The 15,283-nt window shown below is 33.9% G+C and carries 16 protein-coding genes; 11 read left to right on the top strand and 5 right to left on the bottom strand.

What is annotated here, in order from left to right; genetic code table 11:
• Window positions 1-29 precede the first annotated feature (29 nt).
• A complete protein-coding gene (locus ACMV0E_RS02675) occupies window positions 30-866 on the top strand; it encodes a cell division protein FtsX (RefSeq protein ID WP_416084835.1) in 837 nt (278 codons plus the stop codon).
• Entirely contained in the window at window positions 856-2,031 is a 1,176-nt protein-coding gene (locus ACMV0E_RS02670) for a murein hydrolase activator EnvC family protein (protein ID WP_416084834.1), read from the top strand. Before ACMV0E_RS02675 ends, ACMV0E_RS02670 begins: the two co-directional genes overlap by 11 nt.
• Here ACMV0E_RS02670 and ACMV0E_RS02665 read toward each other — a convergent pair whose 3' ends face one another.
• A complete protein-coding gene (locus ACMV0E_RS02665; protein WP_416084833.1) occupies window positions 2,032-2,769 on the bottom strand; it encodes a glycosyltransferase family 2 protein in 738 nt (245 codons plus the stop codon).
• A gap of 119 nt (window positions 2,770-2,888) precedes the next feature.
• Between ACMV0E_RS02665 and ACMV0E_RS02660 the strand changes: the two genes are divergently transcribed.
• The 4 genes from ACMV0E_RS02660 to ACMV0E_RS02645 are packed head-to-tail and all read left to right on the top strand — an operon-like array spanning window position 2,889 to window position 7,689.
• A complete protein-coding gene (locus ACMV0E_RS02660) occupies window positions 2,889-3,086 on the top strand; it encodes a hypothetical protein (RefSeq protein ID WP_416084832.1) in 198 nt (65 codons plus the stop codon).
• On the top strand, window positions 3,061-4,239 hold the full coding sequence (coaBC, locus tag ACMV0E_RS02655; RefSeq protein ID WP_416084883.1) for a bifunctional phosphopantothenoylcysteine decarboxylase/phosphopantothenate--cysteine ligase CoaBC: 1,179 nt from the start codon (window positions 3,061-3,063) through the stop codon (window positions 4,237-4,239). The genes ACMV0E_RS02660 and coaBC overlap by 26 nt, the downstream gene beginning before the upstream one ends.
• Window positions 4,240-4,252: 13 nt before the next feature.
• On the top strand, window positions 4,253-5,440 hold the full coding sequence (gene metK, locus ACMV0E_RS02650; RefSeq protein ID WP_416084831.1) for a methionine adenosyltransferase: 1,188 nt from the start codon (window positions 4,253-4,255) through the stop codon (window positions 5,438-5,440).
• Complete coding sequence (locus tag ACMV0E_RS02645; protein WP_416084830.1) at window positions 5,440-7,689, top strand: primosomal protein N' family DNA-binding protein; 2,250 nt, start codon at window positions 5,440-5,442, stop codon at window positions 7,687-7,689. Before metK ends, ACMV0E_RS02645 begins: the two co-directional genes overlap by 1 nt.
• On the opposite strand, the gene ACMV0E_RS02640 is transcribed toward ACMV0E_RS02645, so the two are convergent.
• Genes ACMV0E_RS02640 through ACMV0E_RS02630 form a run of 3 tightly spaced genes read right to left on the bottom strand, consistent with a single transcriptional unit; the run spans window position 7,690 to window position 9,713 of the window.
• A complete protein-coding gene (locus tag ACMV0E_RS02640) occupies window positions 7,690-8,814 on the bottom strand; it encodes a S1C family serine protease (RefSeq protein ID WP_416084829.1) in 1,125 nt (374 codons plus the stop codon). It lies immediately after the preceding gene.
• Window positions 8,815-8,872: 58 nt separating this feature from the next.
• Entirely contained in the window at window positions 8,873-9,223 is a 351-nt protein-coding gene (locus ACMV0E_RS02635; RefSeq protein ID WP_416084828.1) for a roadblock/LC7 domain-containing protein, read from the bottom strand.
• Window positions 9,204-9,713: a MogA/MoaB family molybdenum cofactor biosynthesis protein gene (locus ACMV0E_RS02630; RefSeq protein ID WP_416084827.1), complete on the bottom strand. Its 510-nt coding sequence runs from the start codon at window positions 9,711-9,713 to the stop codon at window positions 9,204-9,206. Before ACMV0E_RS02630 ends, ACMV0E_RS02635 begins: the two co-directional genes overlap by 20 nt.
• A gap of 45 nt (window positions 9,714-9,758) precedes the next feature.
• Between ACMV0E_RS02630 and ACMV0E_RS02625 the strand changes: the two genes are divergently transcribed.
• The 5 genes from ACMV0E_RS02625 to ACMV0E_RS02605 all read left to right on the top strand — a co-directional run bounded on the left by ACMV0E_RS02625 (window position 9,759) and on the right by ACMV0E_RS02605 (window position 13,972).
• On the top strand, window positions 9,759-10,448 hold the full coding sequence (locus ACMV0E_RS02625) for a biotin--[acetyl-CoA-carboxylase] ligase (protein ID WP_416084826.1): 690 nt from the start codon (window positions 9,759-9,761) through the stop codon (window positions 10,446-10,448).
• 102 nt (window positions 10,449-10,550) lie between these two features.
• Window positions 10,551-12,095 carry an acyl-CoA carboxylase subunit beta gene (locus tag ACMV0E_RS02620; RefSeq protein ID WP_416084825.1) on the top strand — a complete coding sequence of 515 codons (1,545 nt, stop codon included), beginning with the start codon at window positions 10,551-10,553 and terminating at the stop codon, window positions 12,093-12,095.
• 8 nt (window positions 12,096-12,103) lie between these two features.
• Window positions 12,104-12,430, top strand: a complete 327-nt coding sequence (locus ACMV0E_RS02615; RefSeq protein WP_416084824.1) for an OadG family protein — start codon at window positions 12,104-12,106, stop codon at window positions 12,428-12,430.
• Entirely contained in the window at window positions 12,423-12,851 is a 429-nt protein-coding gene (locus ACMV0E_RS02610) for a biotin/lipoyl-containing protein (protein ID WP_416084823.1), read from the top strand. Before ACMV0E_RS02615 ends, ACMV0E_RS02610 begins: the two co-directional genes overlap by 8 nt.
• A 2-nt stretch (window positions 12,852-12,853) precedes the next feature.
• Window positions 12,854-13,972 carry a sodium ion-translocating decarboxylase subunit beta gene (locus ACMV0E_RS02605; RefSeq protein ID WP_416084822.1) on the top strand — a complete coding sequence of 373 codons (1,119 nt, stop codon included), beginning with the start codon at window positions 12,854-12,856 and terminating at the stop codon, window positions 13,970-13,972.
• A gap of 17 nt (window positions 13,973-13,989) precedes the next feature.
• Here the strand turns inward: ACMV0E_RS02605 and dinB are convergent, their stop codons facing one another.
• Window positions 13,990-15,198: a DNA polymerase IV gene (gene dinB / locus ACMV0E_RS02600; protein WP_416084821.1), complete on the bottom strand. Its 1,209-nt coding sequence runs from the start codon at window positions 15,196-15,198 to the stop codon at window positions 13,990-13,992.
• Window positions 15,199-15,283: the final 85 nt, after the last annotated feature.

The following is a 15,283-nucleotide window of genomic DNA, read 5'->3' as shown; positions in this document are numbered from 1 at the left end:
TTTATATATTGAGACATACATTATTGGTTTTGAAGGAAACTAAAAAAATTGCTATTGTAACGATTATCTCACTTTTAGTTGGTATGGTTGCGCTTGGATCAACTTATATAATTGGTAAAAAACTCTTTCAGAGCTCTCTCACATTGAAGGAAAAGGTGAGAATTGTTGTATTCTTTAAACAGAATTTAAATGGAGCTGATGTTGAGTCAACTATTTCAACGATAAACGCAATTGATGGTGTAAAAAGTGTCACTCTAACAACACCAGATCAAGCAAAAGAAGAGTTTATAAAAATTTTTCCTCAGTATCAGGGTATTTTGACAAGTTTAGGTAAAAATCCTCTTCCTTATTCTGCAACAGTTGAATTAAATGATATAAGTCTCGGAAAAAGAATTACAGATATTATTAAAGATTTGCAAACTGTTGATGTTGTTGTGTTTTCTCAAGATACCGCAAATAAAATAAACAATCTTATTAATGTAATTTATCTCATTTTTACATCTGTGATGCTTGCAGTCCTTGTTGAATTTATATTTACGGTTCAGAATACAACAACACTTTTACTTGATTATAGAAGAAATGATATAAGAGTGCTAAAGCTTATAGGAGCAGATGCGGTATTTACTTTTCTTCCTTTCTTGCTAATCGTTGTCTTCCTTAATTTGGTTGCTTGGGGTATATCGTATTATTTGATAGAGAAAGTTAATGAATTAAGCTCAGGGATTGTTCAGGGGATAATACCTTACGCAACTATTTCGGGAAATATTAACTTTAATATGTTGCTTTTTGTATTACTTATCTTTTCAATAGTTTCTTCGCTTATAGGAAGCATTATATCTATTTTAAGGTTTAGAAATGTTAAATGAAGCGAGGATATTTCATTTTAAAAAAATTGGTGCTAAGTTGTTAGTTTTAGTTTCTATATTAACTTTGCTTTTTAATGTTACTGTCGTTAAATCTGGCCTCGAAGAGGAGCAAAAAAAACTTGCTCAGTATAAGGCTCAACTTGAACAGATTAAGAAGAATATCGTAAGTATTGATCAATCTACAAGAGAGATTAATGCATTGGTCAATAATCTTTCAAGTGAGGTTTCATATCTTGAAGAAGAAATAAAGAAAACTCAGATAAAAATCGATGATCTTAACACACAAATTAAAGTAAAAGAACAGGAAATAAAAGATAAAGAAGCGGAAATTTCAAAAAGGCAAAAGGATCTCGAAGAGGCAATAAATCTTTCATATAAACTTACTGCAATTTCTCCTGTTGAACTTTTGTATGAAGGAAGTGATCCTGAATCTGTTTACAAAAGAATCACATACATAAGTTATATTTCTGATTATACCAGAAAGTTGATGGAACAAGCAGAAAAAGACAAGCTTCAACTTGAGAAATTTAAAAGTGATCTGTCAAAAGCAGAAAAAGAATATGAAGCAGTGTTAAAGGAGAAGCAGGAACAAGAGAACATACTACTTCAAGAAATTGATATGAAAAATAGGCTTCTTACAACACTCAAGGAAAAGAAGACATATCTTTTGTATAAACAGAGCGAACTTGAAGAAGAAATCAAAAAGGAAGAAGAACTAATTCAGAAACTAATAGAAGAGCAGAGGAAGAAAGGTATTTATTCTGGTACTTTTATTTGGCCTGCAAAAGGTCCAATAACATCAGAGTTTGGAATGAGGTTTCATCCAATTCTTCATATATGGAGATTGCACGACGGTATTGACATAGGGATTCCCACAGGTACGCCAATTAAAGCCGCAGCATCGGGAACTGTTATAGCAACGAAGTGGCTTGAAGGATACGGAAACGTTGTAATAATATCTCATGGACAGAACTTCTCGACCCTTTATGCACATTTGAAGAGTTTCGTTGTAAAAGAAGGTGAAGAAGTTAAACAAGGGCAAATTATTGCTTATTCTGATAACACAGGTTGGTCAACGGGTCCACACCTGCATTTTTCAATTTACAAGATTGATCCAATAACTGGAAAGTCAACACCTGTAAATCCTTTAGATTATTTGCCGTAATTATCTTATTACGGGGTATTTTATTTTCCTTCTTTCTGGAATAATGTTCCACCAAACCCAAATTATAAATTGTTTCATATAGCCTACCTCATCAAATCTACGTGTAGATGTGTATACCTTATCAGTCCAAAAATAGTAAAACTTACCAAACTTTTTTGCCTTCTTTATGAGAGTTAAATCTTCGTTAAACGTCAATGACTCGTCGAATTTTATTTTTTTGAATATATCTTTTCTCACTATTTGTATAGACATTGAACTTTGGCTTACCCATCGTCCAAAGTTATAGAAATTAAACCATGCTCTTGCTTTAAATGAATCATTTAATGGTCTAAGAGAGGTTGCTATTATTACAACATCTCTCATTTTTGTAATCAATTCGTTCAATTCTTTTAGAAAATCTTTTTCAAGATGTGTATCAGCATCAAGAAAGATCAGCCATTGAGCATTTGAATTTATCAAGCGTGCACCAAAATTTTTTGCAGCTGAGACTCCATTCTTTTCGAGTTTTGCAACCTGCATATCAAGTTTGGTCGTTTTTTTAAAATCATCAATTATTTCATTTGTTTTATCTTTCGAACCATTTTCAACTACAATTACTTCAAACTTATCTTTTGGATAGTTCAGATTTTCTAATTTGCTTAAGGTTTCGTATATGTAATCCTCTTCGTTATGAGCGGGAATGATAATTGAAAAATATAAATCATTTCCTAATCTTTTTATTTCCATCTCATTTTTCATTTCCTTAGATTATAAGTAAATTTTGTTTTAAAGAAAATTGACTATATTTTTATTTTTGATAAAATAATTTTATGCCATAAAATAAATTTAGGTAGATATTTAGTTTAGAGAGGTGAGGCATGCAAGATTCAGAAATTTATATGAAGCTTTTGAAGGAAGTTATTGATAACAAATACAGGCTAATACAAGTGCTTATTGAAGAAGGGCAAAAGTTATATAAGTTAAATCTAACCGTTTACAATCCGTTTTATGCGGCTGACTTTATTTACAAGGTCCAAGAATATCTTTTGAATAAGGAGAAGGAAAATAGAGAATAAAGTACTTCTTGCTGTAACTGGTGGGGTTGCAGCATACAAATCTCTTGAGGTTTTAAGGCTCCTTGTAAAGAAAGGTATAAAGGTTAAGGTAGTTATTACAAGGGGCGGAGAGAAATTTGTTACTCCTTTTTCTTTTCTTTCGCTCGGCGCAGAAGAAGTATATACAGATAACGATCAATTTTCTGTTATTAATGGATCATCAATACATCTTGTGCTATCAAGGTGGGCGGATCTAATTGTTGTTGTTCCTGCAACTGCTGATTTTATTTCAAAAGTTGCCTCAGGAATTTCAGATAGTTTACTTTTGACAACGCTTCTTGCCTCAAGAAAACCTACTCTTATTGCTCCTTCTATGAACGAAAACATGCTTCTACATCCTGCAACTCAGAAGAACATTGAGATACTTAAAACATTTGGTTATAAAATTTTAGAGCCAGATGAAGGTTTTTTAGCAGATCTTGAAAAAGGTAAAGGTCGCCTTAAAGAACCAGACGAAATTTTTGAAGAGATTCTTGTTGAACTATCGCCTAAGAAATTACAGGGATTAAAGGTGCTCGTAACAAGTGGCTCAACGAGAGAATATATTGATCCAGTTAGATTTATAACTAATGGTTCGTCTGGAAAAATGGGTATCGCCTTTGCAAAAGTGGCAAGAAGATTAGGTGCAGATGTCACGCTAATTGTTGCACATACTTCTCAGAAATTGCCTTTCGGAATGAAAATTGTAAGAGTCGATACAACAGAAGATCTCTACAATGCGGTTGGTAACGAAGTAAGAAATTGCGATTTGTTTGTAATGGCGGCAGCACCATCTGATTACAAACCAAAAGAGTCGAAGCCTAATAAACTTCCGAAATTCAACAATCTTACATTAGAACTTATTGCAACTGTTGATGTCCTCAAGGAAGCCTCAAAATATAAAGATAACAAAATATTTGTAGGATTTGCACTTCAAACAGATAATCTTATTGAGAATGCTAAAAAGAAGTTAGAAGAAAAAAATCTTGATTATATAGTTGCAAATTTGCCTGAAAATATTGGAAGCGATACAGGAAAAATCATTTTGATAGATAGAGCAGGCTCAATAAGTGAGTTTGAAGGCGATAAGGAAAGCATAGCAGAGTTTGTTTTTTCTAAAATATTCAAATTTTAATTAGGAGGTTAAGATGGTTAGAAACGAGAAAAAGAGATTTGTGACAACAGAGTCAGTTGCTGAAGGTCATCCAGACAAACTGGCAGATCAAATTTCTGATAAAATTTTAGATGAGATTATAAAACAAGATCCAAGTGGTCGTGTTGCTTGTGAGACCTATGTAACGCATGGTCTTATAATTGTAGGTGGAGAAATTACAACAAGTGCATGGGTTGATATTTCTGAGATTACTCGACAGACTGTAAAAGAAGTTGGTTATACTTCTCCAAAGTATGGTTTTGATTATAGAACTTGTGCAGTATTAAATGCAGTGGGAAGGCAATCTCCTGATATTGCAAGGGGAGTGGATAAAGGTGGTGCAGGTGATCAGGGAATTATGTATGGTTATGCTATTGACGAAACACCTCAACTTATGCCTCTCCCAATAGTTCTTGCTCATGGGTTAACCCAAAAACTTGCTTCAGTTAGGAAATCTGGTGAACCGAAAAACCTTGCACCATTCCTTGGACCTGATGGAAAAGCGCAGGTTACTCTCAGATATGAGGAAGGAAAAGCAATTGAAGTTACAGATGTTGTGATTTCAACTCAGCATACAGAGGAACTACTTGATCCTAGAACAGATGAAATGAGCGATGAAGCAAGACAACTCATTATCGAGAATATTGCAAAGCAAGTAATCCCTTCGCATCTTCTTACACCTAATACAAGGTTTCACATTAATCCTACTGGGAAATTCGTTGTAGGTGGCCCTCAATCTGATACAGGTATGACTGGAAGAAAACTTGAGGTGGATACCTATGGTGGCCTTGCTCCTCATGGTGGTGGTGCATTCTCAGGTAAAGATCCAACAAAAGTCGATAGGTCTGCAACATATATGATGCGTTATCTTGCAAAGAATATAGTTAAGGCAGGTATTGCAAAAGAGTGTCTCATTCAAGTGGCATATGTCATTGGAGAAACACAACCTGTATCATTTATGGTTGACACCTTTGGCACAGGTATTGTTCCAGATTCTGAGCTTGAAAGAGTCCTCCTAAAACTTGTGGATCTTTCTCCTCTCGGAATTATACAACATCTTGATCTCAGACGTCCCATATACCAGAAAACTGCTTCCTACGGGCATTTTGGTCGTGAAGAGCCAGAATTTACCTGGGAGAGAACAGATTTAGTAGATGCAATAAAAACTGAATTGAAGATATAATGAGTAAGTTTGCGGGGGTTGCAATAGAAGATGCGTACTTTCCATTTGATGTGCTCTTCTATGAAGCCCCCGATTTTTTAGATATTGAAGTAGGATCTCGAGTTCTTGTTCCTCTTGGAGAGAATAATAGGCCTAAACTTGCTTATGTTTTAAAAATTGTCGATAAAATTCCTGAAAATTTGTCTAAGGATCAAATAAAAAGTGTAATTTCTGTTGTAGAAAAAAATCTTTTTTCAAAGGAAATTGCAAAACTTTTGTATTTTGTTTCTGAGTCTTTTCTTATCTCAATACATTCACTCATAAACAAAGTTTACGGGACATATGCAGAAGGCGAATTGATTCCAATTGTTAGTGTAGTTGATACAGAATCATTTGCCGATTTTAAAAATTCCTTAAAATCAGAAGATAAAAAGAATATCGCAAATATAATATTTGAGAATTTTCCTATTTCTTTATATAGTTTAAGGAATAAATCTAAAACAAAAATTAAATATTTAAAGCAATTTTTGAGGGAAATTGAGATTAAAAAACTGATCAACATTCAATATAAGCCGCCGTATCCGTCTAATAAGTTGCTTTCAATCAATAATGAGAAACTTTTTGAAGAAATGATACACAAAAAAGGAATAGCTAAATCTATTAAGGAAGTTCTTATTAGAATAAAGAAAAATAGAGCCTTGCCATATAGAGACGCAATATACAAAATAAGAAACGGATTAGAAATTATAGAAATGCTTTTAAAAGAAGGCGTTATTAAAGAAATTGAGGAAGAAATACCGGAATTAGCAGTAAAAGATGAAAATAAAAGGTTAATTGTAAACGGAGGGAGTTTAAAGGAGAGGGTATTATACATATCAAATATTTTTAAAAGTGCATTGAAAGAAAAAGGAACTGTACTTGTGGTTGCTAACGAAATTGCGCTTATTAAAACACTAAGTGAACTTTATGAAAGCTTTTTCCCAGGAATTGTATTTGGGAACATAGGTAAGGAAAAAAGCGAAATTAGAAGGCAGTTAAAATTAGGCAAACGCATAATTATATCTACTCCATTTTCACTGTTTGTGGACATTCCGAATCTGCAATTTATTATTGTAGAAGATGCATCCTCTAAATATCATTTACCGCATGAATACCTTCCTTTTGATACAAGAATTGTTGCATACAAGAAAAGTGAATATGAAAATGTATCACTTATTTTTTCCACTTATTCGTTGGACGATGTAATTTATTATTTTCAAAAAGAAAAGGGTTTTGAACTTTCTAATATAAAAGATTTAAAAAACCAAAATAAAAGGATCATTGATATGAGAAGAGAGCCAAAATCCGACGCTCTATCTCCAATCTCTTCTTACCTTGAAAGCAAAATTAGGAAGGCATTAGATTCAAATAAAAATGTCGCAATTGTTCTAAACAGAAAACCGTATTCAACTTTTATTGTATGTGGTGAGTGTGGGTATGTTCATAGATGTCCTGTTTGCAGGAGTACTTTATATTTTGATAAAGAAGTGAATTTGCTTATTTGTCCTATTTGTGGGCATACAGAACAGCCAATAGAAAAATGTCCTCGCTGTGGAAGTTTGTCGATTCTTTATTTAGGTTATGGCATCCAGAAATTATCTAACTCTCTTAAAAATGTTTTCAGAAATACAAATCTTGTTATTATTGAAGGTGGAAGTGAAATAATTTATGATTCAAAGAATTTTGAAAAGACCATTTTTCTTGGAACTGAGGCGATCTTTTCTCATTTGAACTTTAAAAATGTAGGTCTTTTAGCTTTTGTAAGTGCGGATACATTTCTTAATGGAAGCGAAATTTATACTACTTTTGAGGCATTCAAGTACCTAAGGCAAGGAGCATTTGAAACCTATCCCAATGACATTTTCGTTCAGACCTATGAGAAGGAGAATTATATAATTGAAAACTTTAAAAATGATAACGAATTCAACTTTCTGATGGTTGAGTTATCGTTTAGAAAAGAGTTAGGTTATCCTCCTTTTGTTTTTCTTTACGAATTTAAATTGAGTACAAAAAATATTCAACCGATATTTATGAATGACTTGAGTGATGCAAAAATTTATGGTCCGGTTGAAAAATTTAGTGAGGGTTCTAAAGTATATGAACTAAGTATAAGGACGCAAACTTATCCCCAAGATCTTTACAAGCTTTTTACAGATGCCTTTCGTAAAAAAATTATTGGGGCAAGAGTTTTTCCTGCCCCAAGTATTGTAAATGTAAACCCTAAAGATTAACTACTTTGAGCCAAGCACAACCTGAAGGTCCATCATTTTACCATTTCTCGAAACTGTTATTGTTACCCTGTCGTTTGGCGAATAATTTCTTATTGTTGAAATTAGGTCATCTGCTGTTTTAATTGCTTTTCCGTTTACTGCCGTAATTACATCATATTTTCTAATTCCTCCCATATATGCAGGACTGCCAACTACTACATCGACAACAAACGCTCCCTCAGTATAAGCGATATTATATGAGTTTGCAATTTCTTGTGTCATTGTTGTAACTTGTATGCCAAGATACGGCCATCTTACTTTCCCCGTCTTTAATATACTATCTATAACTTTCTTTGCTGTATTTGAAGATACTGCAAATCCAAGACCTTGTGCATTCTGATAGATCATCGTATTGATTCCTATAACTTCTCCTTTGAGGTTCACTAAGGGTCCACCGCTATTACCTGGATTAATGGCAGCGTCAGTTTGGATTACTCCATACATTGTGTTGTTGCCCGTATCTATGTTTCTTTCTACAGCAGAAATAACTCCAAAAGTTACAGTATGGTCAAGACCATAAGGATTCCCTATTGCTACTACAAATTCACCAACTTTAACTTTTGATGAATCACCTAACGGAGCTGTCGGAAGGTTTGTTGCATTAATTTTTACAAGGGCAAGATCTGAAATTGGATCTGCTCCTAAAACTTCACCTTTATAAGTTTTGCCATTACTTAATGTTACTTCGATTTTTGTAGCATCTGCAATAACATGATTATTTGTTAATATTAAACCATCTTCTCTTATTATTACACCAGAGCCCAATCCTTCTTGTGGAATAACCTGGAGGAAAAATGGAGATATGACTTGGGTTGTAGAGACAATCCTCACAACGGCAGGTGAAACTTTGTTAGCAACTTCTTCTACTTGGTTTTGTATATCAATGAGATTGGTGGGTACTTGAACTTGTGTTTGATTTGTACCAATTTGAGTTTGTGGTGTTTGGCTCAGGATCCAAGGGAAAATGGTTGGGTTTTTAAACACGATAAAAGTTCCAAAGATGCCACCCAAAATACTTCCGATAATAATACCTACAACAAGATAGACTATCCAACCTTTTCTTTCGTGATGCTCAAATTCTTCCATAATTCACCTCCAACAAATTAATTTTAAGCATAAATTGTGAAAAAAGTATGAAGGTTTTTTACTCCTCTAACATTTTCTCTTTGATTTCTTTCACTGCCTTGTCAATTTTTATCCTTAAATATCCGAGATTTACTTTTCTACTTGAAACAACTGCAAGGAATCCATTTCCAAGCGATGAAAAAATGATAAAGTCTGTATCTGTTTCAATAAGTACATGTTTTACTTTTCCTGAACCAAGGACCTTTGCTGTGGTTACACTGTTTCTAAAACTTGTTGCACACATACCAGCAACTGCATCTGGATCAAGATCTTGTGGTAGGTTTGCTTCCACTATTAATCCATCAGTACTTACAACTGCAACGCCTCTTACTCCTTCAACCTTTGAAAGTTCACTTAGAATCGTGTCCATTCGACCCTCCTTTTCCCTGCATTATCTCTATGCAATGAGGTATCGCTTCTTTTATTACTGTTAGCGAATCTATTGCACCTTTTGGATTTCCCGGGAGATTAATAATTAATGTATCATTTCTAATCCCTGAGATACCTCTTGAAAGAATAGCAGTTTTTACTGTCTTAAAGCTTTCCATTCTAATTGCTTCAGAAAAACCTGGCAATTCTTTTTGTATAACATCTCTTGTTGCCTCTGGTGTGACATCTCTTTTTGATGGGCCTGTTCCTCCACTTGTAAGAATTAAATCAACTTTTAGAATATCTGCGTAGAAGATCATTTTTTCTTTTAGAAGTTCTCTTTCATCTGGGACAATAGATGCATCTATCAAAACCCAGTTAGACTCTTCAATGAATTTCTTCAAAATCGGAATTGTTTCATCTTTGTTTACGCCGGAGCTTCTTGTATCACTTGCAATGATTACTGCAACTTTTAGTTTAACGTTCTCCATATATTAATGATATCAAAAAATTCCAATAATCAAATATAATTTTATATGAAATACTTCAACGAAATAATAACAGTTTTTGAATGCGACTCAACCATGGATCTTGCTAAGAAATTAAAAAATTTCTTTAATCCACCTTTTGTTTTGCAATCAAATATACAACGTTTTGGACGAGGACAATACGGAAGAAGTTGGAATTCTAATTTTGGTGGTTTGTATTTTACCGAGGTATTGTCTTTGGAACAGATTCTTGGTTTTTCTACGTTCCTTTCAATTCCTATAATAAGAGTTCTTAAGCGATATGTAAATAGTGTTAAGGTAAAGTGGCCAAATGATATAGTTGTAGGAAGAAAGAAACTTGGCGGGATTCTCATTGAGAAAAGTGATTATGTTTACGCAGGGATTGGAATAAATGTTTCTAATAAAGTTTCGGAAGAATTTAAAAAGATTTCTGCACGTTTGTCAGACTTTAGTGAAGTTAACGAATTACACTTGTTTTATGAAATTTTGGATGAAGAAGAAAATTTGATTAATGAATTTTTAAGAAACGGCTTTAAAAATTTTGTTAACGAATATAACGAAAATCTTATCTTTTTAAATGATGAGATTGAATTAGAGTCTAATAATATTTATAGAGGAATTGTTGAAGGTGTGGGGATTTATGGCGAACTAATTTTAAAAACAAGGAACAAGGTTGAGAGAATATTTAGTGGAACCGTTCTTAACTTCTATAAGTAATTTTTAAAAAATTTGTTAGAAATTTAACATTTCTTATTGATTTTTGATTTAAAATTTGTTACAATTTTGATGTATTTTTTCAAAAATCTATGGGAGGTAGATATGTCTATTGAAGACAAATTAAAACAACTTGAGGAAAAGAAGAGTAAAACTAAAAATTTGGATCCTCAAGCTGCTGAAAAGCAACATCAAAAAGGTAAGCTGACTGCACGTGAGCGAATTAATTTGCTTATCGATCCTGGCACTTTTGAGGAATTTGACCCATTTGTAAAAACTCGTTCAACCTATTTCGGCCTAAACAAAAAAATTATTCCTGCAGATGGTGTTGTAACAGGAATTGGATTGATAAATGGGAGAAGAGTTGCACTTTATTCTCAGGATTTCACCTCTCTTGGTGGATCTCTTGGGGAGATGCATGCGCTTAAGATCGTTAAAATGCAAGAACTTGCGATGAAACTTGGTATTCCTTTTGTTGCAATGAACGACTCTGGTGGAGCAAGAATACAAGAAGGTGTCGATTCTTTAAGAGGTTATGGTGAGATCTTTTTAAGAAATGTTAGGGCATCCGGTGTAATACCCCAAATCTCTTTGCAGTTAGGACCAACTGCAGGTGGTGCAGTATATTCTCCTGCCTTGATGGATTTTATCATAATGACCGAGCAAGCAACGATGTACATAACAGGTCCTAACGTAGTTGAGGCAGTAACTGGCGAAAAAGTAACTCATGAACAGTTGGGTGGTGGCGTTGTTCATAATGAGAAGAGTGGTGTTGCTCATTTTCTTGCAAAAAATGATGAGGATGCAATAAATATTGCTAAAACTCTTCTTTCATATCTCCCTGATAATTATCTCCAAGATCCACCTAAGATTGCAACACCTGATTTACCAAACCGTGAAACTCCATTGCTTCTTGAAATTGTGCCAGATGAACCAAATTTATCATTTGATGTAAAAGAAGTAATAAACGAGGTTGTTGATGAAAATACTTTTTTTGAAGTTCACGAAGATTTTGCCCGGAATGCAGTCGTTGGATTCGCAAGAATTAATGGAAGAACTGTGGGAATTGTTGCAAATCAACCAGCATATCTTGCGGGAGTTCTTGATATAAATTCATCCGATAAAATTGCACGATTTGTTCGATTTTGTGATGCTTTTAATATCCCACTTGTTACATTTGTCGATACCCCTGGTTATATGCCAGGGACAGCACAAGAACACGGTGGGGTTATAAGACATGGTGCAAAAATTCTGTATGCGTATTCGGAAGCAACAGTTCCAAAGATAACGATCGTCATGAGAAAGGCTTATGGTGGTGCATATATTGCAATGTGCTCAAGACATCTTGGGGCAGATGCTGTATTTGCATTTCCTCAAGCAGAAATTGCAGTAATGGGTGCAGAAGGAGCCGCAAATATTATTTTTGCAAAGGAAATTGAAACAGCAGAAAATAAAGAAGAGATCAGAAAGAAGAAAATTGAGGAATATAGAGAGCAATTTTCAAATCCATATCTTGCAGCAGAACGTGGTTATATAGATGATGTAATCAATCCAAAAGATACGAGAAAAATCATTTCCTATATGCTTGACTTCTTGAGGAGTAAACACGAAGACTCAGTTCCTAAGAAGCATGGAAACATTCCTCTGTAGGAGGGCTTATGAATTCACAAATAATAGAAGGATTCATGATTGGATTATATGGAATGACTATTACGATGTTTATTTTATTTTTATTGGCTTTAGTTATATATCTTTTTAAGTTTCTGAAATTAAGTGCAAAAGAAGATATTAAAAGTTCTCAGGAGGAAGTAAAAGGTGTTTTCGGAGAAACCTACAGGGAGTTAACATCTAAAAAGATGGTTGCTTTGAGTATTGCTCTTGCAAAATATTTTAACGAAAAAGGAGAAGCATCTGAAGTAAGAGTTTTAAGGACAACGCCTAATTATATTAAATCAATAAAGGAGAAGAGGTGGAAAAATGGGTAAGGTTTATAAGGTTTACAAGATAAGAATAGACTCTGAAGTTTATGAAGTTGAAATAGAAGAAGTTATTAAAGAGAATGTACAAAAGGTTTATAAGGAATATAAAGGAGTGGATAAGACACATCCAAAGGAAGCCATTAAGGAAGCAAATTCAAAAGAGCCTGAAGATATAAAAGAAGAAACGAATCATGAGGTAGTGGAAAATAATGCAGAGTATGTTTTAGCACCACTTCCAGGAAAAATCTTAAAAGTGATGGTTAAGCAAGGAGATACCATTAAAAAAGGCGATGTACTTCTTACAATCGAAGCAATGAAGATGGAGAATGAAATTTTTGCAGGTTTTGATGGGAGAGTAGCGGGAGTTTATGTAAAACCTGGGGATAGTGTAAACACAAATAAGAGACTTTTAAAGATAGTGAGGTAGATATGGGTGGACTTTTAAACATATTATCTCTTTCGGGTTTTGCTGCATTAACAATAAAAGAAATAATAATGATTGTTATTGCAATTATACTAATCTACCTTGCAATTTTTAAGGACGCAGAGCCGCTTTTAATGCTTCCGATTGGCTTTGGAGTACTTCTTGCTAATCTGCCGCTTTCGGGCATTGCTGATCCTCCAAATGGTTTCTTCTATATTATCTATAAATCACTTGTTGAGACTGAACTTCTTCCAATAATTATTTTTATGGGCATTGGTGCAATGACAGATTTTGGTCCGCTTATTGCAAATCCGTGGACAATGCTTATGGGGGCAGGTGCACAATTTGGTATTTTTATTGCATTACTTTTTTCGCTTCTTCTTGGGTTTAATATAAAAGAAGCTGCATCAATTGGTATTATAGGTGGTGCTGATGGACCTACTGCAATTTATACTACAGTAAAACTTGCACCCCATTTGTTAGGTCCAATTGCTGTAGCTGCTTATACATATATGTCTATGGTTCCGATCATTCAACCACCGATAATGAGACTTCTTACTACTAAGAAAGAGAGAAGTGTCGTAATGGAACAACTTCGTCCTGTTTCAAGATTGGAAAAAATAATTTTCCCCATAGTTGTAACAATTCTTGTAGGTCTTTTGTTTCCACCAATTGTTCCTCTTATCGGTGCGTTGATGCTTGGAAACATTTTTAGGGAATCTGGTGTTGTTGAAAGGCTTACGCATACAGCTGCGAATGAATTGATTAATATTGCAACTATTTTTCTTGCAACCACAGTTGGTTCTACAATGAAAGGAGATACATTCCTAACCTTAAAAACAGTTGAAATTATAGTTCTCGGAGTAGTAGCATTTGGTGAAGGGACAGTTGGAGGACTCCTTATAGGAAAATTATTTTACATTTTTACAGGCGGAAAGGTCAATCCTCTTATTGGTTCTGCTGGTGTGTCTGCTGTGCCTATGTCTGCAAGGGTTTCTCAAAAAGTTGGCCAAGAGGAAAACCCTGGAAACTTTTTACTTATGCATGCAATGGGGCCCAATGTATCAGGTGTTATTGGCACTGCAGTAGTTGCGGGAATTCTCATAACTCTTCTTACGCACTAAAGACTTGAATTGTAGATTTATAAAGCGGAGGAATTACCTCCGCTGATTTTTTTATTTGCAAGTCTAAACTTTAAATTCACGCTGTTTGCATAGCTTATACTTTCGTTGCCTATTTTATTTCTTACTTTATCAATGGCAGTTAATAACTTTTCATTTTTTTCTTCATTGTGGTTAAAAAGTGTGTAAGGTATATGACTCAAATGTGTTGCTGAAACTCCAAGAAGACGAACCTTTTGTCCACTGTAAATTTCGAAAAACAATTTTAATACTTCCTGATAAATTTGAGAATCAAGGTTTGTTTTTTCGATGTTTTTACTATGAGAAAATGTTGAAAAATCCTCATATCTTATTGTAAGAGTGATTCTCTTGGCAAGTAAACTTTTTAGTCTTAGCCTATAGCAAATGTTGGAAGACAATCTTCTTAAAACTCCTTTTATAACTTCGATGTCGTCTGTGTCAAAATCTAGAGTTGTTGAATTACCTATAGATTTTTCTTCCTCTTTTTCGAACTCTGCTACAACTTCAGAATTATCTACGCCATGTGCTGCATTATAGATAAAAACACCATAAGTGTGGAAAACTTTAATAAGTTCGTTGATTCCGATTTTCTGGAGCTGTTCTATGGTTTCCACATTGAATTTCTTCTTTAAAACTTCTTCTATCTTTTTACCTACCCCAGGTATTTTTGATACTTGAAGTTTTCTAAGAAAAGTATCAGCCTCCTCTTTTGTAATAACAAGTAGGCCATTTGGTTTTGCTTCTTTTGATGCAATTTTTGCAATGAGCTTGTTATAACTTATGCCTATGGTTGATGGAAGCGAAAATTTATCGAAAATTTCCTTTTTGATCTCTAATCCAATAGCTCTTGCTTCCTCATAATCTTTTACCTTATATGTAAGATCTAAGAACGCTTCGTCAATTGAGAATCTTTCAACAGTTGGTGCATATCTTATAAGGATTTCGTAAATTTCATCGGAAATTTTTTCATATAAGTTCATATCTCCTTTTACTAAAATAAGATTAGGAAATAATTTTAGTGCTTCTTTAACGGGCATTCCCGATTTAATGCCATAGGTACGTGCTTCATATGAAGCTGTTGCAATAACCGATCTTCCATCAGGGTGATTTGTTATTCCTATTGGTTTCCCTTTAAGCCATGGTCTTCTTGCTTGCTCAATTGATGCGAAAAATGCATCCATGTCTATGTGTGCAATAATTTTCTCCATACATTAAATTATACGAAAAAATTTTCGTATGTCAATTTTGTATCGTTCGTTGCCAAATGAAACAAGTTTTTATGAAAATTATTTT

The sequence above is a fragment of the Caldisericum insulae genome, from assembly GCF_047785965.1.
GTDB classification, from domain to species: Bacteria; Caldisericota; Caldisericia; order Caldisericales; family Caldisericaceae; genus Caldisericum; species Caldisericum exile_A.
The sequence above is the reverse complement of the archived record's forward strand: the minus strand, read 5'-3'. Positions and strand labels throughout refer to the sequence as shown.